21 protein-coding genes are annotated in these 24,161 nt (G+C 72.9%); 17 read left to right on the top strand and 4 right to left on the bottom strand.

Translation table 11 applies throughout. The features are described 5' to 3' along the window. The first annotated feature begins 1 nt into the window (after position 1). From ABZU25_RS18320 to ABZU25_RS18310, 3 genes are all read left to right on the top strand, one after another. Positions 2–1,213, top strand: a complete 1,212-nt coding sequence (locus ABZU25_RS18320) for a sensor histidine kinase (RefSeq protein WP_355030531.1) — start codon at positions 2–4, stop codon at positions 1,211–1,213. Then, the gene (locus ABZU25_RS18315; RefSeq protein ID WP_355030530.1) at positions 1,210–1,875 is read left to right on the top strand and encodes a response regulator transcription factor; all 666 of its coding nucleotides are present in this window, start codon (positions 1,210–1,212) and stop codon (positions 1,873–1,875) included. Before ABZU25_RS18320 ends, ABZU25_RS18315 begins: the two co-directional genes overlap by 4 nt. A gap of 147 nt (positions 1,876–2,022) precedes the next feature. Then, on the top strand, positions 2,023–4,497 hold the full coding sequence (locus ABZU25_RS18310) for an ABC transporter permease (protein ID WP_355030529.1): 2,475 nt from the start codon (positions 2,023–2,025) through the stop codon (positions 4,495–4,497). A gap of 142 nt (positions 4,498–4,639) precedes the next feature. On the opposite strand, the gene ABZU25_RS18305 is transcribed toward ABZU25_RS18310, so the two are convergent. Further along, complete coding sequence (locus tag ABZU25_RS18305) at positions 4,640–5,902, bottom strand: nucleotide sugar dehydrogenase (protein ID WP_355030528.1); 1,263 nt, start codon at positions 5,900–5,902, stop codon at positions 4,640–4,642. 126 nt (positions 5,903–6,028) lie between these two features. Then, complete coding sequence (locus ABZU25_RS18300) at positions 6,029–7,399, bottom strand: serine/threonine-protein kinase (protein ID WP_355030527.1); 1,371 nt, start codon at positions 7,397–7,399, stop codon at positions 6,029–6,031. Between the two features lie 538 nt (positions 7,400–7,937). Here ABZU25_RS18300 and ABZU25_RS18295 point away from each other — a divergent pair. The 10 genes from ABZU25_RS18295 to ABZU25_RS18250 all read left to right on the top strand — a co-directional run bounded on the left by ABZU25_RS18295 (position 7,938) and on the right by ABZU25_RS18250 (position 15,619). Continuing rightward, positions 7,938–8,570 carry an RNA polymerase sigma factor gene (locus ABZU25_RS18295; protein WP_355030526.1) on the top strand — a complete coding sequence of 211 codons (633 nt, stop codon included), beginning with the start codon at positions 7,938–7,940 and terminating at the stop codon, positions 8,568–8,570. 16 nt (positions 8,571–8,586) lie between these two features. Continuing rightward, entirely contained in the window at positions 8,587–9,357 is a 771-nt protein-coding gene (locus tag ABZU25_RS18290) for a hypothetical protein (protein ID WP_355030525.1), read from the top strand. Positions 9,358–9,514: 157 nt separating this feature from the next. Continuing rightward, entirely contained in the window at positions 9,515–10,753 is a 1,239-nt protein-coding gene (gene egtA / locus ABZU25_RS18285; RefSeq protein ID WP_355030524.1) for an ergothioneine biosynthesis glutamate--cysteine ligase EgtA, read from the top strand. Continuing rightward, positions 10,750–12,087: an ergothioneine biosynthesis protein EgtB gene (egtB, locus tag ABZU25_RS18280; RefSeq protein WP_355030523.1), complete on the top strand. Its 1,338-nt coding sequence runs from the start codon at positions 10,750–10,752 to the stop codon at positions 12,085–12,087. Before egtA ends, egtB begins: the two co-directional genes overlap by 4 nt. A gap of 40 nt (positions 12,088–12,127) precedes the next feature. After that, positions 12,128–12,874 (top strand): ergothioneine biosynthesis protein EgtC, encoded by a 747-nt coding sequence (egtC, locus tag ABZU25_RS18275; protein ID WP_355030522.1) that lies wholly within the window; start codon positions 12,128–12,130, stop codon positions 12,872–12,874. 49 nt (positions 12,875–12,923) lie between these two features. Next, positions 12,924–13,889: an L-histidine N(alpha)-methyltransferase gene (gene egtD / locus ABZU25_RS18270; RefSeq protein WP_355030521.1), complete on the top strand. Its 966-nt coding sequence runs from the start codon at positions 12,924–12,926 to the stop codon at positions 13,887–13,889. A 218-nt stretch (positions 13,890–14,107) separates the two neighbouring features. Beyond that, positions 14,108–14,695 carry a TMEM165/GDT1 family protein gene (locus ABZU25_RS18265; RefSeq protein WP_355030520.1) on the top strand — a complete coding sequence of 196 codons (588 nt, stop codon included), beginning with the start codon at positions 14,108–14,110 and terminating at the stop codon, positions 14,693–14,695. 39 nt (positions 14,696–14,734) lie between these two features. Next, entirely contained in the window at positions 14,735–15,097 is a 363-nt protein-coding gene (locus ABZU25_RS18260; RefSeq protein WP_355030519.1) for a DUF1622 domain-containing protein, read from the top strand. Further along, on the top strand, positions 15,094–15,417 hold the full coding sequence (locus ABZU25_RS18255; protein WP_355030518.1) for a hypothetical protein: 324 nt from the start codon (positions 15,094–15,096) through the stop codon (positions 15,415–15,417). The genes ABZU25_RS18260 and ABZU25_RS18255 overlap by 4 nt, the downstream gene beginning before the upstream one ends. Positions 15,418–15,421: 4 nt before the next feature. Beyond that, on the top strand, positions 15,422–15,619 hold the full coding sequence (locus ABZU25_RS18250) for a hypothetical protein (RefSeq protein ID WP_355030517.1): 198 nt from the start codon (positions 15,422–15,424) through the stop codon (positions 15,617–15,619). 37 nt (positions 15,620–15,656) lie between these two features. Here ABZU25_RS18250 and nhaA read toward each other — a convergent pair whose 3' ends face one another. Beyond that, positions 15,657–17,003: a Na+/H+ antiporter NhaA gene (nhaA, locus tag ABZU25_RS18245; protein ID WP_355030516.1), complete on the bottom strand. Its 1,347-nt coding sequence runs from the start codon at positions 17,001–17,003 to the stop codon at positions 15,657–15,659. Between the two features lie 337 nt (positions 17,004–17,340). On the opposite strand from nhaA, the gene ABZU25_RS18240 reads away from it, so the two are divergent. Then, a complete protein-coding gene (locus ABZU25_RS18240) occupies positions 17,341–18,804 on the top strand; it encodes a polysaccharide biosynthesis tyrosine autokinase (protein ID WP_355030515.1) in 1,464 nt (487 codons plus the stop codon). On the opposite strand, the gene ABZU25_RS18235 is transcribed toward ABZU25_RS18240, so the two are convergent. Beyond that, entirely contained in the window at positions 18,785–19,339 is a 555-nt protein-coding gene (locus tag ABZU25_RS18235; protein ID WP_355030514.1) for a low molecular weight phosphatase family protein, read from the bottom strand. The genes ABZU25_RS18240 and ABZU25_RS18235 overlap by 20 nt on opposite strands. Before the next feature lie 168 nt (positions 19,340–19,507). Here ABZU25_RS18235 and ABZU25_RS18230 point away from each other — a divergent pair, with 168 nt between their 5' ends. From ABZU25_RS18230 to ABZU25_RS18220, 3 genes are all read left to right on the top strand, one after another. Beyond that, positions 19,508–20,755 (top strand): glycosyltransferase family 4 protein, encoded by a 1,248-nt coding sequence (locus ABZU25_RS18230; RefSeq protein ID WP_355030513.1) that lies wholly within the window; start codon positions 19,508–19,510, stop codon positions 20,753–20,755. Positions 20,756–20,852: 97 nt separating this feature from the next. Further along, a complete protein-coding gene (locus ABZU25_RS18225) occupies positions 20,853–22,637 on the top strand; it encodes a DUF4012 domain-containing protein (RefSeq protein ID WP_355030512.1) in 1,785 nt (594 codons plus the stop codon). A 13-nt stretch (positions 22,638–22,650) separates the two neighbouring features. Further along, the gene (locus ABZU25_RS18220; protein ID WP_355030511.1) at positions 22,651–23,277 is read left to right on the top strand and encodes a hypothetical protein; all 627 of its coding nucleotides are present in this window, start codon (positions 22,651–22,653) and stop codon (positions 23,275–23,277) included. Positions 23,278–24,161: the final 884 nt, after the last annotated feature.

The following is a 24,161-nucleotide window of genomic DNA, read 5'->3' as shown; positions in this document are numbered from 1 at the left end:
GGTGACCGTGAGACGCACGATGTTCGGTCGCCCGCTGCGCGGCGTCGCCTTCGACGTGGCCGTTTCCGTCGTGGTGGCCCTCATCGGCCTGGCCGGCGCGGCGAACCTGGCGGGCGCTTGGGCGGCCGCGCTGGTCTGTGCGGGGATGGCGGTGGCGCTGCTGTTCCGCCGCGCGCACCCGGGCGCGGTGACAGTGGTGATCGCCGCGCTCGGCCTGGTGCAGGTGATCGCCGAGTGGGGTCCGCTGCCCTTCGACGTCGCCGTCCTGATCGCGCTCTACAGCGTGGTGAAGTACGGCGAGCGGCTGCGCGCCGCGGTGCTCGCCGGTGTGGCCGCCGCCGTGGGGGTGGTGCTCGCCGCCGTGCAGACCCCTGGTGTCATCAGCTGGTGGGTGACCGCGCTGTGGTACGCGCTGGTCACCGGCGCTGTGTGGTTGGTCGCGCTGAACGTGCGGACCCGCCGGCTCTACGTGCTCAGCCTGGAGGAACGGGCCACCACCCTGGAACGTGAACGGGAGGCCGAGTCCCGGGCGGCGGTCGCCGAGGAGCGCACCCGGATCGCTCGTGAGCTGCACGACGTGGTCGCCCACAGCCTGGCGGTGATGATCGTCCAGGCCGACGGCGCCCGGTTCATGCTCGACCGTGACCCCGCGCAGGCCCGCACCGCCGTGAAGGTGGTCGCGGACACCGGCCGGGCGGCGCTGGAGGAGATGCGCCGGTTGGTCGGCGTCCTGCGCGCCGCCGGCCCAGCCGGCGGCGACGGGCTCGTGGCGGCCGCCGACCCGGAGCACCGGCGCCTGGCGCTGGCCGAGCTGCCCGACCTGCTGGCCCGGTTCGGTGACGCCGGGCTGCACGTCCGCAGCACCGTCACCGGCGAGCAGCCGGCCCTGCCTCCGGGGTTGGAGCTGACCGTCTACCGAGTGGTGCAGGAGGCGCTGACCAACGCGCTCAAGCACGCCGGCGTCGGCGCTGGCGTCGAGGTCGCCCTGACCCACACCGCCGAGGCCGTCGTGGTCCGGGTGCGCGACGACGGTCGGGGCCGCCCGCTGGTCAGCCCGGCACCGTCCGGCGGTCACGGTCTCCTCGGGATGCGGGAGCGGGTGACGGTGTACGACGGCAGCCTCACCGCCGGCCCCCGGCCAGCCGGGGGCTGGCAGCTCGACGTCCGGCTACCGCTACCGTCGGAGCCGGCAACGGAGGTGATCGCGGCATGACGGTCCGGGTGGTGATCGTGGACGACCAGGCGCTGGTCCGCGCCGGGTTCCGGATGGTGCTGGGCTCCCAGCCCGACCTGGAGGTGGTCGGGGAGGCGATCGACGGTGCGGACGCCCTGCGGGTGCTCGCCCGCACCGAGGCCGACGTGGTCGTGATGGACATCCGGATGCCGACAATGGACGGGGTGGAGGCGACCCGGCGGCTCTGCGCCGACCGGCCCACGGGCCCACCCCGGGTGCTGGTGCTGACCACCTTCGACACCGAGGCGGACGCGTTCGCCGCGCTACAGGCCGGGGCGAGCGGGTTCCTGCTCAAGAACGTCCCGCCGGAGGAGCTGTTGGCCGCGATCCGGGTGGTGGCCCGGGGCGACTCGGTGGTCGCCCCGTCGATCACCCGGCGGCTGCTGGACCGGTTCGCCGGGCAGCTCGGCGCCACCCCGAGCGCGGACCCTCGCCTCACCCAGCTCACCGAGCGGGAACGGGAGGTGCTGCTGCTTGTCGCACAGGGTCTGTCCAACGCGGAGATCGCCGTCCGGGTGCACGTGGCCGAGGCGACGGTGAAGACCCACGTCGGTCGGATCCTGGCGAAGCTCCAGTTGCGCGACCGGGTCCAGGCGGTGGTCCTGGCGTACGAGAGCGGGCTTGTGACACCCGGCGGATGACGCCGCGTACGACCTGGGTCGTAGCGGGTGGCGGGCGCACCGCGACCCGGGGCGCAGGCAGGTCGAGCGCCCAGGTGGAGATCAACCGACCAGCTCCGGCCATAGCGTCGGAGGGGTCCGATCCGCCACCCGCACCGGGAGCCCCGCATGATCCGCCTGACCCTGCGCTCGTTGCGTGCCGAGGCGCTGCGCATGCTGCTCTCCGCGCTGGCCGTCGTGCTCGGTGTCGCGTTCGTCGCCGGCACGATGATCTTCGTCGACGGGATGCGCGCCGGGGCGTACGAGCGGGCCGGCACCTTCGACCGGCACACCGACCTGGGTGTCTACTCGGCCGGCCGGGAGTTGTTGCCCCCGTCCCTCGTCGAGCGGGTGCGTGCGGTCGACGGGGTGGCCGCCGCGGCCGGCGAGCTGACAAACACCGCCGGGATCCTCGGCTCCGACGGCCGTCCGGTGCTCGGCTTCACCATGCTCGTGGCCATTCCCACCGAGCAGGCTCTGCGCTCGTACGACGTGGTCGCCGGCCGACTGCCCGACCGGGCCGGGGAGGTGGTGCTCGACGCGCCGACGGTGGCCGAGGAGGGCTTCGCCCTCGGCGCCGAGGTTCGCGTCGGCGGCAGTGGCGGCGCGGCCCGCCCGTACACCCTGGTGGGCACCGTCGACGTGGCCGGCACCGTCCGCGACGTCGGCGGCCCGTTCGTCGGTCTGGTCGGGCCGGACGCGTTGGCCCTCACCGGCGAGCGGGGTTACGGCCGCATCATGGTGGCGGCCCGACCGGGCGCCTCCGTCGAGGCGGTGACCGAGCGGGTGCGTGCCGTGGCTGGCGGCGAAGCCATCGTGAAGAGTCGTCAGCAGATTCTCGACGAGGCCGTCGAGGAGGCGGTCCGCAACGTGGACCAGTTCCGGATGCTGCTGTTGATCTTCGTGGGGGTCGCCGTGGTGGTGGCCGGCTTCGTGATCGCCAACACCTTCGCGATCGTGCTGGCACAGCGCACCCGGCGCACCGCGCTGCTGCGCCTGATCGGCGCCACCCGGGGGCAGGTCTTCCGGGCCGCGCTGCTGGAGTCGGCGGTGCTCGGGCTTGTCGCCTCCGCGCTCGGGGTGCTGCTCGGGGTGGCCCTCGCCGGTGGACTGCGGCAGTTGTTGTCCCAACTGGACGTGCTGGGCGTCGGTGGCCTGACCGTGACCGGTTCGACAGTGCTGACCGGCCTGTTGCTGGGCACCGCGCTCACCGTGTGCGCAGCCCTGCTGCCGGCCTGGCGGGGCACCCGGATCGCGCCGGTGGCCGCGCTCACCGACGCGGCGGTGCAGCCGAGCCGGGGCGCCGGTCGGCTTCGGTTGGCCTTCGGCGCGGTGCTGCTGGCCGTCGGTGTGGCCGCGCTGGCCGGCGCCGCCAGCGCCGGCCAGTTGGTGCTGGTGGCGGCGGGCGGGGTGCTTACCTTCTTCGGGATCGTGCTGTTCGGGCCGGTGCTCGTCCCGGCGCTGGCCCGGGTGCTCGGTTGGCCGGTCCGTCGCGTCCTCGGGGCGACCGGTGCGCTGGCGGTGGCCAACACGGTCCGCAATCCGCGGCGGGTCGCCGCGACCGCCACCGCCCTGGTGATCGGGATCGGACTGGTGTCGGCCTTCATGGTCGGCGCGCGCAGCACCAAGGATGGCATCGAGCGCAGCGTGGACGCCCAGATCGGGACGGACTTCGTGGTCAGCGGAATCGGTCAGGACCTCCCTGCCGCGCTCACCGGCGAGCTGGCCGCGCGCCCCGAGTTGGCTGTGGTGCACGAGCAGCGCCACACGGTCGTCGCCGACGTCGAGATCCGGGCGGCCCACCCGGCCCTGGTCAGTCGGACACTGGGCGGGGTGCTGGCCGGCGACGCCACCCGGGTCGGGCCCGGTCAGGTGCTTGTGCACCGGGAGTTGGCCCAGGCCCGCGACCTGCGGGTCGGCTCCCCGGTGACCGTCGCGCAGCGGTCGTTCCGGGTGGCGGCGGTGGTCACCGACGACACGCCCGCCGACGGCGCGCCCGCGGGTCACGTCATCGACATGGCCGACGCGGACTTCGCCGCGCTCTTCCCCGGTCAGCGGGGCTTCCTCGCCGAGATCGACCCCGCCGCCGGGGTGAGCGCCGAGCAGGCCCGGGACGTGATCGAGGCGGTGCTGGCCCGCTATCCGACGGTGAACCTGATGGACCAGGGCGCGTACAAGAGGATGCTCACCGGCACTGTGGACATGCTGCTCGCCTTCGTCACCGCTCTGCTCGGCCTGGCCGTGGTGATCGCCCTGGTCGGCGTGGCGAACACGCTGAGCCTGTCGGTGGTCGAGCGGACCAGGGAGAACGCCGTGCTGCGGGCGGTCGGGCTCACCCGAGGACGGATGCGGGCGGTGCTCGCCGTCGAGGCGGTGCTGATGGCACTTGTCGGTGCGGTGCTCGGCGTGGGGCTGGGCACCGGCGTCAGCGCCTCCGCGATGGCCCTGTTGACCCGCCTCGGCGGGGACTTCCACCTGGTGCTGCCGCTCGGCCAGCTCGGGCTGATCCTCGGCGTCGCGGTGCTGGCCGCCCTGCTCGCCTCGGTCCTGCCGGCCCGCCGGGCGCTGTCCCGCCCGGTCGTCGAGGCGCTCGCCGACCAGTGACCGACTCTGCCGCCGCCCGGTGCCGCCGCCTGGTGCCGCCGCCCGGCCCCGTCGACGGTGCCGCCGCCCGGGGCGGGAACGGACATCCGCCGGCCGGCCCCGCCGTCTTCCCCGGCGGCGGGACCGGCCAGCGGTGCCGGGTCTACAGGCGCTCGACCATCGGGCCGACGCACCGGTTGCGGGTGTCGAAGACGTAGCGGGCGTGCCGGACCACCAGGTCGTAGTCGAAGCTGTCGTGGTCGGTGACCACCACCACCGCGTCGGCGGCGCGGACCTCCTGCTCGGTGAGCCCGACCACGGTGACCCCGGCCGGGATGTGGTGCGCCTCGGCGTACGGCTCGACCGCGTGCACCTCGGCACCCAGCGCCCGCAGCCGCAGGGCCACGTCGACCGCGGGGGAGTCGCGCATGTCGCCGGTGTTCTTCTTGTACGCCAGACCGAGCAGCAGCAACCGGGCGCCGCTGACGGCCCGGCCGTCCCGGTTCAGGCCCGCCATGATCCGTTGCGCGACGTGCTCGGGCATCTCGTGGTTGATGTCGTTGGCCAGCTCGATGAACCGGAACTGCCGGCCGAGGCGGCGCTTGACCTGCCAGGACAGGTAACACGGGTCGATCGGCAGGCAGTGCCCGCCGACCCCGGGCCCGGGCCGGAACGGCAGGAAGCCGAACGGTTTGGTCTCGGCGGCGTCGATCGCCTGCCAGACGTCGATGTCGAGGTGGTGCGAGAGCATGGTCAGCTCGTTGATCAGGGCGATGTTGACCTGGCGGAAGGTGTTCTCGATCAGCTTGGTCAGCTCGGCCACCCGGGTCGAGCCCACCGGCACTGTGCGTTCCACCAGGCGCTGGTAGAACTCGTCCACCCTGGCCAGCGACGCCGCGTCCACGCCGGAGACGACCTTCGGCGTGTTCTCCAACCGCCACGTCGGGTTGCCCGGGTCGATCCGCTCCGGGCTGTAGCCGAGATGGAAGTCCCCGGGGCTGCGCAGCCCACTGGCCGACTCCAACAGTGGGCGCAGCAACTCCTCGGTGGTGCCCGGGTAGGTGGTCGACTCCAGGATCACCGTGCACCCCGGGCGGACGTACGGGCCGATGCCCAACCCGGCCTGCTCGACGAAGCTCAGGTCGGGGGTGCCGTCGCGCAGCGGGGTCGGCACGGTGATGACGCAGATGTCGAAGCCTTCGGCATCGGTGTACTCCGTGCTGGGGTTGTACCGGCCGCTACCCAACGCGCGGCCCAGCCGGTCGGTCGGGATGTCCTCGACGAACGACTCGCCGGAGGCGAGACGCTTCACCCGGTCGACGTCGACGTCGAGGCCGACGACGTCCAGGCCCGCCTCTACCGCGCGCATCGCCAGCGGCAGCCCGACGTACCCCTGACCGATCACGACCAGCTTTTCAGCGTTCACCCAGGCTCCCGCGGCAGATGGTGGATATGACCTGCTGAGGAGCCTAGAGGGGTGTTCGACGACCCAAGTCCGTTTTGGGGATATCGGTGCTGGTGGGACTATCCGCGCTGGGTGAACCCGGCGCGCTCAGTCGACCACCGGTCCCTCCGGGACGGGGCTCTCCGGCGGGGTCGACGGGGGCGCCGACGTCGGGGGCGGCGGGGTACTCGGCGGGGTGGTGGTCGGTGCCGTGGTGATCGTGGGCGGCACCGCCGGCGTCGGCGGACTTGTCGTCTGACTGGGGGCCACGCTCGGTGTGGCGGAGATCGACGCCGTCGGGGAGTTGCCGGGCGCCACCGGCCGGTCGGGCCGCGTCGGGCCACCGGTGGCGATCTGCTCGTTGCCCGCCGGCAGATCCAACGGGCCGCTCGGCGCCACCGTCGGCGAGGTGGTCGGCAGGTTGACCGCCGGGTCCTCGCTGGTCTTGTGCGTCGTGGCCAGTGCCACCCCGAGCCCGACCAGTGCGACAAGCACGGCCACCGCCGCGCCGACCAGCGGACCCCGCCGTCGCTCACGCCGCGCCTGGGCCGCACCCGCCACCGCCGCGCCAGCCGGCCCGTCGGTGCGGGTGCCCGGCCCAGCGTCGCGCAGCGCAACGGCTGCCGCCATCGCGGTCGGCGGCTCGCCGCCGGTGACCGCGGTCCGGGCGGCCTCGGCCATCGCCGCGCCGCTGCTGAAGCGGTCCAGCGGGTCCTTGGCCAGGGCCCGGGACACCAGGGCGCGGACCGCCTCCGGAATCTCGTGCGGCAGCTCCGGCGGCTCGTCGTCGAGGTGCCGGACGGCGACCTGGAGCGGGTTGTCGCCGGTGAACGGCGGACTGCCGGTGAGGCAGCAGTAGGTGACCGCGCCCAGCGCGTAGATGTCGGTGGCACCGCTGACCGGACGGCCGGCGGCCTGCTCGGGGGCCATGTAGAGAGCGGTGCCGGGCACCGCGTTGGTGCTGGTGATGCTGGTGATGTCGGTGGACCGGGCCACGCCGAAGTCCACCAGGACGACAGTGCCGTCGTCGTGCACCAGCAGGTTGCTGGGCTTGACGTCGCGGTGCACGATGCCGCCGCGGTGCGCCGCGTTCAGCGCCGCGGCGGCCTGGGCCACGATTGACATCGTCTCGGCCACGTCGAGGCGGCCGGCCGTCTCGATCCGCTTGGACAGCGGCTCGCCGGCGACGAACTCCATGACCAGGTAGTCCGCCCGACCGCCGCCGTCGGGCAGGTCGTCGGCGCCGCAGTCGAAGACCTGCACGATGCCGGGGTGCCGCAGCGCCGCCATGATCCGGGCCTCGGCCCGGAACCGGGCGATGAAGTCGGGGTCGGAGACCAGTGTCGGCAGCAGCACCTTGACCGCGACCTGCCGGCCGAGGATCAGGTCCGCGGCAAGCCAGACGTCGCCCATGCCGCCCGTGGCGACACGTTCGTCCAGGCGGTACCGACCGCTGAGCACGACCTCCGATGACAACACCGCAATACCGTACCCAGAGTGGCGCGCGGGAGCGTGACACGGGCCGTCAGCCGAACGAGTGACAGCAGCGGCGCATCCCGCTGACCTGTATGGACACCGCGTTGTTGTGACGGTGCGACAACACGCCGTGACGAAACGTGACATATTTCGGCGCGACGGTGTTCGGCGGTGGCCGAAAGGCGTACCGCCGCCTGGTTTGCGCGCTCTGATCACGGGCAGTGATGACGACACGCCGGCTCGGAGGGTTGATAATTGTCACTCTTCCGTGACAACGTGCCGGCTTGTCGCGTCGTTGGCCCCGTCCTAGCGTTAGCCCGGCTCGCGCCGCCCCGGTCACCTCGACCGTCGGCGTGCCGAGCCGACGACCCTGGCGTCGGCCCACCACACACCCCGGCCCGACGATCTCGGTCACGGGTGGGAACAGATTGGCGGAGGGCGGTGCGGGGGCGGTGTTGAGCGGGCGGACGATGCGTACCGCGTGGTCTGCCGCACCGCGGCGGAGCACTGCGGCACGAGCCGGACAAGCCACGGGCCGCGGATGACCGGCGAACTGTCGGAGGCGGTCAGCGCGGCGCAGGCGGGGGACGAGGACGCGTTCCGTGTGCTCTACCGCAGCCTCCAACCGGGCCTGCTGCGCTATCTGACCGCCCTGGTCGGCCCGGACGCGGAGGACGTCGCCTCCGAGACCTGGCTACAGATCTCCCGCGACCTGCCCACCTTCACCGGTGGCGAGTTCCGCGCCTGGACCGTCACCATCGCCCGCAACCGGGCGATGGACCACCTGCGCCGGTTACGCCGCCGACCGTCCCTGCCGGTCCCGGTGCACGCGCTCGTCGACCTGGCCAGCGAGGCCGACACCGCCGAGGGCGCCAGCGAGACGATCGGCACCGAGACCGCCCTGGCACTGATCGCCACCCTGCCTCCCCGCGAAGCCGAAGCAGTCCTGCTGAGGGCCGTGATCGGGCTGGACGCGGGATCCGCCGGCCGGGTGCTGGGCCGCCGCGCCGGTGCCGTCCGGACCGCCGCCCATCGCGGTTTGCGACGGCTCGCTGCCGTGCTGGAGCGGCAGCGCGAGGCCGAGCCGTCCGTCGAGGTCGACGGGGTCCCGCCACCCCGCACGGGCGGCACCCCACCCCTGCGGGCACCGCACGCCGAGCCGGCGGACGGCTGACGTGAGGGGATTCTGGATGAACCCGTTCCGGCGCGTCGACCATGCCGAGACCGAACGGCTGCTCGACTCGGCCCGCGCCGACGTGGACGCCACGGCGGACCAGGCTCGCCGGGCCGACCCGGGGTCGTTGCGGGCCCCCGTACCACCGGCGGACCCGGTGGCCGGCCTGCTCGCCGCGGCCGCCGGCCCGGCCCGGCCCGGCGAGTTGGCCGGCGAGGAGGCCGCGCTGGCCGCGTTTCGGGCCGCCCGGGCCAATCCGGCGCCGTCCGCGCCCCACCGGCCCGGCCGTCGCCGCCTGACCACCGGCGCGGTGGCCTGGATCGGCGCGGTGGCGGCCACCGCCACGGCCGGCGCCGCCTTCGCCGCGGTCACCAGGGACCGGACGCCGGACCCGGTCGCACCGGCGCCGTCGCGGACGTCGTCGAGCCCCGAGAGGAGCGCACCCACGTCCGACGCTCCCGATCGATCGGCGCCGCCCGGCCCACCGTCGCCGGGCCGACCGTCCCCCGGAGCGCCGGTGCCCGGCCCGCCCTCGCCGGACCCGCCGTCGACCCCTGGCGCGCCCGCTGGCCAGCTGCACGGACTGTGCCGTGCCTGGCAGGCCAAGAAGCCCGAACAGCGGGAGAAGGCGTTGCGGACGCCGGCCTTCGAGAGGTTGGTCGCCGCCGCCGGCGGCGTCGCCGAGGTCGCGGCGTACTGCCAGCGGTTGGCGCCCGAACCCAAGCCGTCCGAGTCGGCGAAGCCCAAGGGGCCACCCCCGTCGACGGGCCACCACGGCCCCCGGTGAACGACCGGCGGCTGGCGCGTTTCCGTTCCGCCCTGCGCGGGAAATTCGTCTGTTAGACAGAGGTGGGTGGCGCCGTGCACACCCCCGCCGGTGTCGGTGGGTGGGTTTACGGTGGCACCGTCTCCCGGAGTCGGCACACGGAGAGGGGTCCCGACCGTTGGTGACGTCACCCGAGTTGGATCGCAGCGCCATCCTGCGCGAGTCCGGGGCCGCGGGCCGGCACCTCGCCCGGATCTGCTTCAAGACCGGCCCACCGACACTCACCGGCGTCGAACTGGAATGGACCGTGCACGACGCCGCCGATCCCGCCCGCCCCGTCGACCCGACGCGGCTACGGGCGGCGCTGGGGCGGCACAGCCCCGCCACGCTGGATGCCACGAGCCCGGCCGAGCCGCTGCGACACGGCGGCCTGGTGACCCTCGAGCCGGGTGGCCAGGTGGAGATCTCCACCCCGCCCCGCCCCTCGGTCACCGCACTGATCCAGGCTACCGAGGCCGACATCGCCCAGGTCACCAACCTGCTGGCCGCCGCCGGGCTGATCCTCGGCCGCAGCGGCATCGACCCACACCGACGGCCCCGCCCGGTGCTGGAAACTCCCCGCTACCGCGCGATGCGCGGCGCCTTCGACCGGCACGGCGCAGCCGGCCGCACCATGATGTACAGCACCGCCGGCCTGCAGGTCTGCCTCGACGCCGGTGAGCCGGACCAGGTCGCGGCACGCTGGGCGGCCGCCCACGCGGTCGGGCCGCCGCTGCTCGCGGTCTTCGCGTCGGCCAACCGGCACGCCGGGCGGCGCACCGGCTGGGCTTCCGCGCGGATGGCCGCCTGGCTGGCCATCGACCCGGCCCGCACCCGCCCGGTCTGGACGCCCGGCCGCGTCGACGAGGACCCGACCGCCACCTGGGTCCGGTACGTGCTGGCCGCGCCCCTGCTCTGTCTGCGCCGGCACGGCACGGACTGGACCGCGCCACCCGGCGTGACCTTCGCCGACTGGCTCGACGGCGCGTTGCCCCGACCGCCCACCACCGACGACCTCGACTACCACGTCAGCACCCTCTTCCCGCCCGTGCGCCCACGCGGCTATCTGGAGCTGCGCTACCTGGACGCCCAGCCCGACCGGGACTGGCGGCTCCCGCTGGCGGTGCTGACCGCGCTCTTCACCGATCCGGGCACCGTGCGCGCGGCGCACGCCCTCGCCGCGCCGGTGGCGCACCGCTGGTCGGCCGCCGCCCGGCGCGGCCTGGGCGATGCCGCGCTGGCCGATGCCGCGGCGGCGCTGCTCGACCTGGCCCTGCGCACGCTGCCCCGGCTGGACCTGCCGGCGGGCATCCACGACGAGATCCAGCACGGAGTACGACGGCGGTTGGCCGCCGCGACGAGAGGGCGGGACAGGTGAGCGCGAGCACGACGGGACACACCGACGGGGAGCGGTTGCGCGACCGGATCGCGGGGGAGTTGGCACGGGCCCGTGCCCGCACGACGCTGCTCACCGAGGTGGTCGACGACGCGGATCTGCTGCGCCAACACTCACCGCTGATGTCGCCGCTGGTCTGGGATCTCGCCCACGTGGGCAACCAGGAGGAGCTGTGGCTGGTCCGCGACGTCGGGGGCCGCGCGCCGGTCCGCCGCGACATCGACGAGCTGTACGACGCGTTCAAGCAGCCGCGACGGGACCGTCCCGCGCTGCCGCTGCTGCCGCCCGCCGAGGCGCGCGCCTACCTGCACACCGTTCGGGACAAGGTGCACGACCTGCTCGACCGGGTGGCGTTCACCGAGCGGCCCCTGGTCGCCGACGGGTTCGCCTTCGGCATGATCGTGCAGCACGAGCAGCAGCACGACGAGACCATGCTCGCCACCCACCAGCTGCGGTCGGGGTCGGCGGTGCTGCACGCCCCGCCGCCGCCCGAGCCCTCCGCCCGGGTTGGCGGTGAGGTGCTGGTGCCGGCCGGCGAGTTCACAATGGGCACCGACACCGACCCGTGGGCGCTGGACAACGAACGCCCGGCGCACCGCGTCGACCTGCCGGCGTACGCCATCGACGCCGCGCCGGTGACCAACGGGCAGTACGCGGCCTTCATCGCCGACGGTGGCTACACCGATCAGCGGTGGTGGAGCGCGGCGGGCTGGTCCCACCGGCTTCAGGAGCAGCTCAGCGCGCCGATGCACTGGCGTCGGGACGGTGACGAATGGTCGTACCGGCGCTTCGGCCGGTGGAGCCGGGTCCGCGCCGACGAGCCGGTGGTGCACGTGTGCTGGTACGAGGCGCAGGCGTACGCGACGTGGGCCGGCAAGCGGCTGCCGACCGAGGCGGAGTGGGAGAAGGCGGCCCGGTGGGACCCGGCGACCGGGCGGTCCCGCCGGTATCCCTGGGGGGATGACGACCCGACCGAGGCGCACGCCAACCTCGACCAGCGTCATCTGCGGCCGGCGCCGGTGGGCGCGTACCCGGGGGGCGCCTCGCCGTTGGGCGTGCACCAGCTCATCGGTGACGTCTGGGAGTGGACCTCGACCACGTTCGACGGGCATCCCGGCTTCACCGCCTTCCCCTACCGCGAATACTCGGAGGTCTTCTTCGGCGACGACCACCGGGTGCTTCGCGGCGGCTCGTTCGGCACCGACCGTTCGGCCTGCCGCGGCACCTTCCGCAACTGGGACTATCCGATCCGCCGGCAGATCTTCAGCGGCTTCCGCTGCGCCCGCGACGTCCGGCGGGACGAGTCGTACCAGTGATCCACAGCGCGGCCGGCGGCCCGGCGGGGACGGTGTGCTGATGTGTCGCCACCTGGCCTACCTGGGGCCGCCGGTCACCCTGGCCGAGGTGCTCTTCGATCCGGCGCACTCGCTGGTGCGGCAGTCCTGGGCGCCCCGCGACATGCGCGGCGGGGGCACCATCAACGCCGACGGGTTCGGGATCGGCTGGTATCCGGGCGACGGTGCGCCGGTGCGCTACCGACGGGCGCAGCCGATCTGGAGCGACCCGACCATCGCCCAGCTCGCGGCGGTGACCCGCACCGGCGCGTTGCTCGCGGCGGTGCGCTCGGCCACCGTCGGGATGGCGGTGCTCGACAACGCCGCCGCGCCGTTCGCCGAGGGGCGGTGGTTGTTCAGCCACAACGGCGTGGTCCGCGGCTGGCCGGACGCGGTGGTGCCGCTCGCCGCCGGGCTGCCGGTGCGTGACCTGCTCACCCTGGATGCCGCCACCGACTCGGCGTTGCTCTGGGCGTTGGTGCGGCATCGGCTGCGCGCCGGCGAGGACCCGGCCGAGGCGGTCGGGCGGACGGTGGCGGACGTGGCCGTCGCGGCCCCCGGGTCGCGGCTCAACCTGCTGCTCACCGACGGACGTCGGGCGGTGGCCAGCGTGGCCGGGCATGCGTTGTCGGTGCGCGAGACGCCGGGTTCGGTGCTGCTCGCCTCCGAGCCGCACGACGACGATCCCGGGTGGCGCCCGGTGCCGGAGGGGCACCTGGTCCTGGCCACCGCGGACGAGGTACGGGTACGCCCGTTGCCGACCCGGTGAGCCGTACCGGTCGTGACACCAACTGTTGTTCGAGCAGAGAGGCGAATCGATGACCGCGGAACCGTTGGAGATCTACCTCGAAGAGGGCGATCTGGAGCGTGGCCTGCGCGACGACGTCCGGGCCGGGCTGAGCGCCGGGCAGAAGTGGCTGCCGCCGAAGTGGTTCTACGACGCCCGGGGCAGCGAGTTGTTCGAGGAGATCACCCGGTTACCCGAGTACTACCCGACCCGGGCCGAGCGGGCGGTGCTGGCCGAGCGTGCCCCCGCCATCGCGGCGTTGACCGGGGCGAAGACCCTTATCGAGTTGGGTTCCGGCTCGTCGGAGAAGACCCGGCTGCTGCTGGACGCCTTCAGCCGGCGCGGCGGGCTGGGCACGTTCGTCCCGCTCGACGTGTCGGTCAGCGCGCTGTCGAGTTCCACGGCCCAGATCGCCGCCGACTATCCGCGCCTGCGGGTCCGCGGCATCGTTGGCGACTTCACCCGGCAACTGGACCGGTTGCCGACCGGCGGCCGTCGGCTGGTGGCGTTCCTGGGCGGCACCATCGGCAACCTGCTGCCGGCCGAGCGGGCCGGGTTCCTGACGGCGATGCGCGGCGCGCTGGAGGTCGGCGACTGGCTGCTGCTCGGCACCGACCTGGTGAAGGACCCGTCGGTGGTCGTGCCCGCGTACGACGACGCCGCCGGGGTGACCGCCGAGTTCAACCGCAATGTGTTGCGGGTGATCAATCGGGAGTTGGGGGCCGACTTCGACCCGGGCGCGTTCGCGCACGTGGTCCGCTGGGACCCGACCCACGAGTGGATCGAGATGCGGTTGCGGGCGACCCGGCCGATGCGGGTACGGGTGCTGGACCTGACAGTGGACTTCGCCGCGGGGGAGGAGCTGCGCACCGAGGTCTCGGCGAAGTTCCGCCCGGAGGGGATCGCCGGGGAGTTGGCCACCGCGGGCTTCGCCACGACGGAGTTCTGGACCGACCCGGACGGGCTCTTCGGAGTCACGCTGGCGCGGGCGCGGTGAGCCGGTCCACCCACCCCGGCGGAGCCCGGTGGTGATCCGATAGGCTGGTGCCGCGAAGGGGAGTAGCCCCCAATGTCGTGGTCGACATACTGGTGCGTTCCGCATCCGGCCACGCGGCCCCGGTGTTTCCCGGGGCGGGCGAGACCTTCGACTCAGGCTGTTGCAGCCGGGTCGAGGGCGCCCCTGTACCTCCTCCCGGCCTGAACGGGAAGGATGTCATGGAGGGATTTTTCGCCGCGCTGGTGATCAGCTTCGGCGTCATCTTCGTCGCCGAGCTGGGGGACAAGTCCCAGTTGATGGCGCTGACCTTCGCCACGCGGTTCAAGCCGATCCCGGTGCTGATCGGCATCACGGTCGCCACGGCGGTGGTGCACCTGGCGTCGGTGGCCATCGGCGTGGGCCTCGGGGCGGTGTTGCCGACCGAGTGGATCTCCCTGGTGGCCGGCGTGGCCTTCCTCGGCTTCGGTGCGTGGACGCTGCGCGGCGACAAGCTCACCGAGGAGGAGAAGCGCAAGGCGGAGAAGACCAGCAAGACCGCGATCGTGGCGGTGTCGGTGGCGTTCTTCCTTGCCGAGCTGGGCGACAAGACGATGCTCGCTACGATCACGCTCGCCACCAAGTACGGCTGGTTCGGCACCTGGCTCGGCTCCACCATCGGCATGGTGGCCGCGGACGCGCTGGCCATCCTGGTCGGCCGGATGCTCGGTCGGCGGCTGCCGGAGAAGGCCATCAGGTACGGCGCCGCGGTCCTGTTCGCGATCTCCGGTCTCTGGCTGATCCTGGAGGCGGTCAACGAGCTGACCTGAGCGCCGACTAGCTGGGCCGAGGGCGGGTAACGGCCCGGGGTGGAGCCGGCCGAGCTGTTGCGCCAGGGCGACCAGGTGCTGGTTGCCGTGGTGGAGGTGGCGGGCGCGCTTGTCATCTTCGTCGGGGCGGTCTGGGCGGCGGTGCGGTTCGTGGTCGAGGGGCTACGACACCGCAGCGCCGCCCGCTTCACGCCGATCCGGCTCTCGCTGGGTCGCTTCCTGACCCTCGGCCTCGAATTCCAGTTGGCGGCCGACGTCCTGCGGACGGCGGTGTCCCCGTCGTTCGACCAGATCGGCCAGCTGGCCGCGATCGCGACGATCCGAACGGCGTTGAACTACTTCCTGGGACGGGAGATCCGTCAGGAGCAGCGGCAGGTGGCCGAGGGTGAGCGTCGGCCGTGACGGGCGTCCTGATCACGGCGGTCACCGCGTTGGCGTTGGTCGCCGGGGTGGTCACCGCGCTCAGCACCGGGGCGCTTCGGGCGGCCGTCCGGGTGCTGCTGGATCTGCTGACCGCGGCGGGCCTGCTCCGGCTGGCCGGTGATCCGGGGTGGAACGGGCTGGCCGGCGCGGTGGCGATCATCGCTCTGCGTCAGCTGCTCGGGGCGGCGCTGGGCACGGCACGGCCGCGGTCCGGGCGACAATCCCCGGCGCCCTGCGCCGGCGACGATCAGCACCTACCGTTGGCGGTGAGAGGCGAAACCGGGACAGCGGGAGGATGACCACATGAGCCGGCACGACGAACCGAACGAGTACGGCTTCGCCGGCGGCGCCACCGCTCCCGAGCCACCGCCCGGCGGCAAGGCCGACGAGCAGGATCGGGCCGAGGCGGTGGCGGTGCCGGGCGACGACCTCACCGCACCGGCAGCGGAGGCGCTGGTCGAGGAGACCGAGGACCTGCCGCCCGCCGAGCGTCGCCGCTGAGCGCGCGGCCTGCCGGGTGAGCGGCGGCCTCCGTTGATCAGTCGGCGGGCCGCTGGTAGACGTCGGGCACGCCGTCGCCGTCGAGCCGCTCCCGCTGCGCCACCCGGCGGTACGCGGCGTTGCGGCGGCGGAGCACCGTGGCGGCCAGCCCGGCGGAGAGCACCGATCCGAGCAGCACGGCCACCTTGACCCGGTCGTCGGCCGTGCTGTCGGTGCCGAAGGCCAGGTCGCCGATGAGCAGCGACACGGTGAACCCGACGCCGGCCAGCAGGGCGATTCCGCGTAGGTCCGACCAGGTGATGTCCTCGTCCAGTTCGGCGCGGGTGAACCGGGCCAGCAGGTACGTCGAGCCGAAGATGCCGATGCTCTTGCCGAGCACGAGTCCGGCGACGATGGCGATCACCACCGGGTCGGTCAGCAGGGCGCCCAGGTCGGTGCCGCGCACTGTGACCCCGGCGGCGAACAGGGCGAAGATCGGCACCGCGATGCCGGCCGACACCGGCCGCCACCGGTGCTCCAGGTGCGCGGCGAGCCCGCCCTCGTCCGTCCCCGTAGCGGTGGTGCCCGGCTGGCTGCCGCCCGCCGTCCGGTGGCGGGCGAGCACCGGGACCGTGAAGCCGAGCAGGACACCGGCCACTGTGGGGTGCACACCGGAGGCGTGCACGAGCGCCCAGGCCGCGGCCGCGAGGGGGATCAGCGCCCACCACCACGTATGGCCGCGTCGCACCAGCGCCGCGAAGACCCCGATCGGCGCCAGCGCCGCGAGCAGCGGTACGGGATGGAAGTCGGCGGTGTAGAAGACCGCGATGATGGTGATGGCGAACAGGTCGTCGACCACGGCGAGGGTGAGCAGGAAGGCGCGCAGGCCCTGGGGCAGGTGCGAGCTGACCAGCGCGAGCACGGCGAGTGCGAAGGCGATGTCGGTGGCGGTGGGAATCGCCCAGCCGCGCAGTCCCGGCCCACCCCCGGCCACGACGACCGCCACGTAGATCAGCGCCGGCAGCAGCATCCCGCCGAGGGCGGCCACCACGGGCAGCGCGGCCCGGCGCGGGTCGCGTAGGTCACCGGCGACGAACTCCCGCTTGAGTTCCAGACCCACCACGAAGAAGAAGATGGCCAGCAGGCCGTCGCCCGCCCAGGTGGCCACGTCCAGGTCGAGGTGCCAGGGCGCGCCGCCGGGCCAGGGCACCCAACCGCCGAGCCGGGTGTACGAGTCGGACCAGGGCGAGTTGGCCCAGACCAGCGCTGTCACGGCGCCGAGCAGCAGCAACGCGCCACCGACCGTCTCGGTGCGCAGCACGTCGGCCAGGTGCCGGGCCTCGGGCCAGGACGATCGCGAGAACAGCCGGGTTCTCGGCCGGGGCTTCGACGGTGGGGAGGTCATCTGCGGGGTTCACCTCGGGAGTCAGGACGGCAGGAATCCACTCGCCGACCAGACTTCCCGGCACACCGCTGCCGACCCTATCCGGGCTCAAGTGCGGCGGCGACCGCAGGGGCCGTTCGGTCGGCATCCGATCGGCGGCCGACTTTTCCCCGGGTCTCGCCGCTGCCGAATGCACCCTCGCCCGGTTGGTTATGCGGGCGCACGTGTCGAGGCAGAACTGCCTAACTCCGGACATAAGCCGCATGAGCGGCTTTAATGGTTTCACGAGTTTACAGACGACCTTGGGGGTTTTCGTGAAGTTTTTTGGCGTAACCGGACCGACGCGGAGGCGCTCCTGATGGACCTGCTCCGCCAATTGCGCCACGTGCGTCGGCACTGGTGGGTCGTGCTGGTCACGGTCATGGTGGCCCTGGGCGTCTCGGCGTTCCTGACCGTACGGGCACAACCCCGGTACGTCGCCTCGGTGACCTTCTTCGTCACCACCCCCAACTCCGGCGTCAGCGACGCCTACCAGGGTGGGCTCTTCCTCCAACAGCGCGTCAAGTCGTACGCCGACCTGCTCACCAGCGACCGGCTGTCGCAGAGCGTGGTGGCCGAGACCCCGGTGGGCCTCACCGCGGACGAGGTGCGCAGCCGGGTGAGCACCTCCACCGAGACCGGCACCGTCCTGCTGCGCGCCTCGGTCACCGACACCGACCAGACCCGGGCGTTGCGGGTGACGGAGTCGCTCGCGGCAAAGTTCGTCGACCTGGTGCAGAAGGTCGAGACGACACCCGAAGGTAAGGCCCCGATCAAGATCGAGGTGGTAAGCGGCCCACGGGTCACCGCCAACCCGGTCTCACCGCAGCCGACGCGCAACCTCACCCTCGGCGGGTTGATCGGCCTGATGCTCGGCGTCGGCCTGGCGATCCTGCGCGGCGTCGCCGACGTCCGGCTGCGGGACTCCGCCGGCCTGCAACGCGCCACCGGCAGTCCGCTGCTCGGCGAGATCCCCTACGAGAGCAGTGCCCGCTCCGAGCCGCTCATCATCGGCGCCGCCGCGACCTCGGCCCGCGCCGAGGCGGTGCGCAAGCTGCGGACGAACCTGCGCTTCGTGGATGTCCATGAGCCGGCCCGGGTCATCGCCGTGACCAGCGCGCTGCAGGGCGAGGGCAAGACCACGCTCTCCTGCAACCTGGCCATCGCGCTGGCCGAGGCGGGTTGGCGGGTGTTGCTTGTCGACGCGGACCTGCGCCGGCCGAAGGTCGACGAGTACCTGGGGCTGGACGCCGGGGTCGGCCTCACCGACGTGCTCGTCGGCGACGTGAAGGTCGGCGACGTGGTGCAGCGCTGGGGCGACAAGTCGATGCTGGTGCTACCCAGCGGTTCCGCCCCACCGAACCCCAGCGAGCTGCTCGGTTCCAAGGCGATGTCGGATCTGCTGCTGGCGCTGCGGGAGTCCGCGGACATCGTGATCATCGACACCGCTCCGCTGCTCGCGGTGACCGACGGCGTGGTCGTGGCCGTGCAGGCCGACGGTGCGCTGCTGGTGAGCCAGCAGGGCCGTACCTCACGGACCCAGGTGGCCGCGGCGGCCCGCGCACTGCACTCGGTCTCGGTCCGCCTGCTCGGCTGCGTGCTGAACATGGCCAAGGTGGCCAAGGCCGAGGCGTACCAGTACGAGGCCTACCGGGTGGTCGCCTCGATGCCTCCGGCGTCGGTACCGGCCGACCGGACGATGTGCGGCCGGCACAGCGACACCACCACCGGGGTCAACGGCGTCGCCGACCACACCCAGGAACTCACCCGGCTGCCCCGATGAGCGCGGCGAGGGGTCGCAGCGACCGTTCGATCTCCTCGGCGCAGCGGCGGAAGTCGGCGGACGTGCCGCCGATCGGGTCCCGAAGGTCGTCCGCGTCCGGGGCGGCGGGTTGCAGCCGTCCCCGGGCCTGGGCGACGGCGGCGATCGCCGCCCGCAACGGGTCGTCCGCCGGCCCGGCGGGCGGCTCGGCCGCCGCGGCCAGCCGACCGAACTGGCGCAGGGTGAACGTCCGGTGCAGCGCGCTCGGTGCCAGCGCGGTGCAGACCGAGCGCTGGCGGCGGGTGGCGGTCAGCACCAGCGTCGCGTCGATGAGGTGTTCGGGCCGCAAACCCCGGGTCCGGAACGCCGACGGGTCCGCGCCGCTCTCGGTCGCGACCTCCAGGGCGTACGGATGCATGGACAGCCCGTCGATCGCGTCGGTGCCGGCGCTGGCCACCGTGACGGGCCGGTCGGCCAGCAGCCGGCGGGCCAGATGCTCGGCCATCGGTGACCGGCACAGGTTGGCGTGGCAGACGAACAACACGCGATCAGCCATCGGTGCCCCTCTCGTCGGTGCGGACGCGGGCGGGCACACCGTGCGAACGGTGCGTCGGTGCCGGCGGCCGCGCGGGGAGGGGTTGTCGGCATCGTACGCGGGCCGTCCACCCGTCGGTCAGGGTGCCGCGCCGGTCGACGCCGATTCGCAGCGGATGGGGGCGCGGCAATGAAGATCGGCATCCTGTCCTACCACTTTCCGCCCGAGCCCGCGTTCATCCCCGGCAGCCTCGCCGAGGAGTTGGCGGCGCGGGGGCACGAGGTCCGGGTGCTCACCGGGTTTCCGGACTACCCCGGCGGGCACGTCTATCCCGGCTGGCGGCAGCGTTGGCACCACGAGACGCACAGCGAACGGCTGACCGTGCGGAGGGTGCCCCGCTACCCGGGAGGCGCCACGTCCACCGGCGCCCGGATGGCCAGCTACCTCTCCTTCGCCGGCAGCGCGACGCTGGCCGCCCGTCGGTACTTCAGCGACCTCGACGCGCTGTACGTCTTCCAACTCCCGGCCACGACGTTCGCCGCCGCCGGGGTGCTCCGGCTGCTCGGGCAGGTGCCGGCGGTGCTGCACGTCCAGGACGTCTGGACCCGCGACGGCGCCGACGAGGCGGCCGAGGGGCGTTGGGTGGCGCGGATGGGCAGCGCGATGACCCGGATCTACCGGTCCGCGGCGCGGATCGCGGTCGCCGCGCCGTCGATGCGGGACCTGGTCGTCGCCGCCGGCGCCGAACCGGACCGGGTCCGGCTGGTGCTCAACTGGACCGACGAGCGGATCTTCTATCCGGCGACACCCGGCGCGGCGGCCCGCCAGTTGGTCCGGCGGGACGGTCGCTGCGTGGTCATGCACGCCGGCACGATCGGCCCACGGCAGGGGCTGGAGACCGCGGTCCGGGCGGCTGCGGCGCTGGACCGGACGATGGACCTGGTCCTTGTCGGTTCGGGCTCGGCCGAGCGGCGGGTCCGAGGGCTCGCCGCCGAGTTGGGCGCGGACAACGTCCGCTTCGTGGAGCGCCGGTCGCCGGTCGACATGCCCGAGCTGTACGCCGCCGCCGACTATCAGCTGGTCATGCTGCGCGACCTTCCGGAACTGCGCGGCACGGTGCCCGGCAAGCTGCAGGCGGCGCTCTCCTGTGCCGCACCGGTGGTCGCGTCGGCCGGCGGCGATACCACCGAGCTGGTCGAACGAGTCAGGGCTGGGCTGTCCTGCCCACCGGAGGACTGGGCGGCGCTGGCCGACCGGTTCTGGTTGGCCGCCACGATCCCGCCGCCGACGCGTACCGAGATGGGTCGCCGGGGGCGGGCGGCGTACCTGCGGGAGATGTCGCTGCCCGCCGGGGTGGACCGGATCGAGCGACTGCTGCACGAGGCGGCGGGACGAGTCACCGAGCCAGTCGGCGAACGGCGAAGGAAATTCGCTTAAAGGGCGAAAAAACGAATAACGGTATGAACGTGCCCGACGCGTGCTAAGAACGTCAGGGAACGGACCTTCTGTCCGGTTCCGCGAACGGGAGTGTGGTGTGACGGAAAGCGAACGGCCGACCCGGCGGCGGAGCCGATCCCGGCGTCGTCGGCGCGCCCGACTGCGACGTGCCCTCCTCGGTGCCCTGGTCGTCGGCTCGCTGCTGCTGGCGACCGGCGGATGGATCGGCTTCCGCGGCTGGCAGGCGCGTACCCACCTGCTCAACGCCGCCGGCCTGGCCCGGGAGCTGAGCGCCCAGGTGGTGGGCGGGGACACCGACCGTGCCCTGCGGACGCTCGCCGCCCTACAGGAGCAGTCCGGTGCCGCTCGGGCGGCGACAGCTGATCCGAGTTGGCGACTGGGTCGGCGAACGCCGCTCGCGGGTGACGATCTCGACGCCGTCCGCCGGATCGCCGTCGCCATCGACCAACTGGCCCGGGAGGCGTTCCCGAGTCTGCTGCGGACGGATCTGACCAGCCTGGTGCCGACCGGCGGACGGCTGGATCTCGCTGGGCTCACCGCCGTGTCCACCGAGCTGACCGGAGTCAACGAGTCGGTGCAGCGGACCCGCCGAGACCTGGGTGCGGTGCCGGCCGATCGCCTGGTCAGCCAGATCCGGCAGGCACTGACGGACCTGCGCGACGAGATCGACCGGCTGTCCAGCCTCACCACGGCCGCCGACCAGGGAGCCCGCCTGCTGCCGCCGCTGCTCGGCGCGAACGGACCGCGACGGTACCTGCTGGTCTCACAGAACCTCGCCGAGTTGCGCGCCACCGGAGGCATGTTCGGCGCGTACGCGATGATCGAGGCTGAGAACGGCGCGGTGAAGATGGGCAAGCAGGGCAGCAGTGCCTCGCTGGGCCGGTTCACCCCGGCGCTGAAGGTGCCCGCCGAGACCCGGGCACTCTGGACCGACCTGCCCGGCATCTATCCCGCCGACGTCAATCTGTCTCCGCACTTCCCGACCGCCGCCATGCTGTACCGCGAGATGTTCCGGCGCTCGACGGGCATCACTGTCGACGGTGTGCTCGCCGTCGACCCGGTGGTGCTGTCCTACCTGCTCAAGGCGACCGGCCCGGTGTTGGTGCCCGGTGGCGTCCCGCTGGCCAGCGAGAAGGTCGTGCAGACCTTGCTCAACGACAGCTACCAGCGGCTGAACGTACGGCAGCAGGACGAGTTCTTCGCGGCGTCGGCCGCGTCGGTGTTCGACGCCTTCTTCAAGAAGAATGTCAACCCTCGTGTGTTGTTGTCCGCATTTGACCGTGCTATCACTGAACGACGGATATTGTTCTGGAGTGCCCGACCTGAGGAACAGCGGACATTCGGCGCGAGCCGGATGGCCGGGACGCTTCCGGAACAGGACACCGTGCCGACCGTCGGCGTTTTCCTCAACGACGGCAGCGGCGCGAAGCTCGGCTACTACCTGCGGCCGACGGCGAACCTGACGGTGGGCGAATGCCGGCCCGACGGTCGCCGCGAGCTCCGGCTGCGGGTGACCCTGCGCTCGACCGCGCCGAAGTCCGGACTTAGCGAATCCGTCCTCGGTCTCGGTATGGCTGGTGATCCGTACACCGCCCGCACGTTGGTGTCGATCTTCAGCCCGGCTGGCGGGGCGGTGCTCGAGGCCCGGCTCGACGGGGTCGAGACGGCGCTTGGCAGCGGCACGGAACGCCGCCGTCAGGTGGCGACCGCCAGCGTCGACGTCGCCCCCGGCGCCGAGAAGGCGCTTGAGGTCACCGTGCTGACGGCCAAGACCGGCGTCGGGCAGGCCGAGTTGTGGCTAACCCCCACCGCCAGCCCCTGGATCACCCAAGTTCATTCCGCACCAAGCTGTGACCAGTAGGAGGGAACCAATCATGCGGCTAACCCGCATCATCATGGCGCTCACGGTCGGCCTGGCCGTGGTGGCCGTGCCGACGGCAGCGGGGGCGGCACAGCCGCAGCCGGCGCCTACCACGACTGACCCGACCCAGCCGCCGCCGTACACGCCGGTGAACCCGGCCCTGACCGTCAACCGACCGACGATCTTCATCGGCGAGACGGTCGTGCTGACCGGCACCGGCTTCGGACCGAACGAGACCGTCGACATCTCGGTGACGGTGGCTCCGCTGGCCGCTCCGGCCGGCGGTCAGGCTCCGGCTCGCCGCAGCGACGGCAGCACCGTGGCGATGGCCCCGGTGGCCTACCAGGCGAGCGCGCCGCTGAACTTCACGGCGGTCACCGACGCCCAGGGGAGGTTCAGCAGGAGCTACAAGCCGTCGGTGACGGGTCTGCTGACCTTCACCGCCACGGGTCGGGAGTCCGGCCGTACCGCCACCACCGAGCTGCGGGTGCTGCCCAAGAAGCAGCCGCTGCCGGTCACCGGTGACAGCATCGGCACGCCCATGAAGCTCGGCGGCGGCCTCGTCGGCGCCGGAGCGGTCATGCTGCTGCTGACCCTGGCCTGGCGTCGCCGCCAGCGCCTCGGTGGGGCTGCGCACTAATCCGCACCACCGGGCCCTGCCCGGATCGCACCTGAAGCTGGCGCCCGTCGGAACACTCCGACGGGCGCCAGCGCCTATTGGCCCACATGCCGTCCGGCCCCGGGTGCGTCCGGCCCGGGTGCCGTGCGGCCCTGGGTGCGTGCGGCCCCGGGTGCGTGCGGCCCCCGGATGCCGTCCGGCCCCGGGTGCGTCCGGCGCTGGGTACATCCACGCTGGTACCCCGGCGCTCGGAGGTGTCCAGATCCGGGGCACCGTTGGGTCATCCACTGATACAAGCTCAGTCAAGAGCCCATTTCGGGGGCTTCATCCGTTTTCATAAGCCTCGGCTGTGCTCGACCCGTCTTGATCGACTCGGGTTTCTTGATGTCGGGGTGTCGGAGCGTGCCGGATGCCCCGGTATCAATGATGTCGAGTGGATCATGTGCGGAGCGGATGGCCTGGCGCAAGTGTCGGGCCGCCGGATGACACGGGCGGCAGACCGGCGGGGCATTGCGGCGGGTTTGGGTGTTTCGGCGTTGTGGTGGGCCGCACCTGGGGGCCGGAATGATGGCCGGGCCGGGGTCGTTACATACCCTGACGATCGCAGCACCACCGGCCCGCCGCCCCGCCCACCGGGGTTGGAATGCGGGCCGCGGCCCGGTCGTTACAGTCCCCACGAACGACCGCGGTCCCCACGAGGGTGCCGATGGATGGGCCGCCCCCGGAATGACCCCGGCCCCCCGGTCGTTACATCTGGACCCGGCACCACGAGCCCTGCGGCTTGTCGGTTGCCCACCCCCGAAGACTTTCTTGTTTGTGCAGCGCCGGACGAGGTGCTCTCACCCGTGCCGCCGACTCCCCGGTCAGTGGTTGGGTGTTCCTACCCCCGAAGGAGCTACCCCCAT

It is taken from the genome of Micromonospora sp. NPDC005215 (genome assembly GCF_040607915.1).
Taxonomy (GTDB): Bacteria; Actinomycetota; Actinomycetes; order Mycobacteriales; family Micromonosporaceae; genus Micromonospora.
The sequence above is the reverse complement of the archived record's forward strand: the minus strand, read 5'-3'. Positions and strand labels throughout refer to the sequence as shown.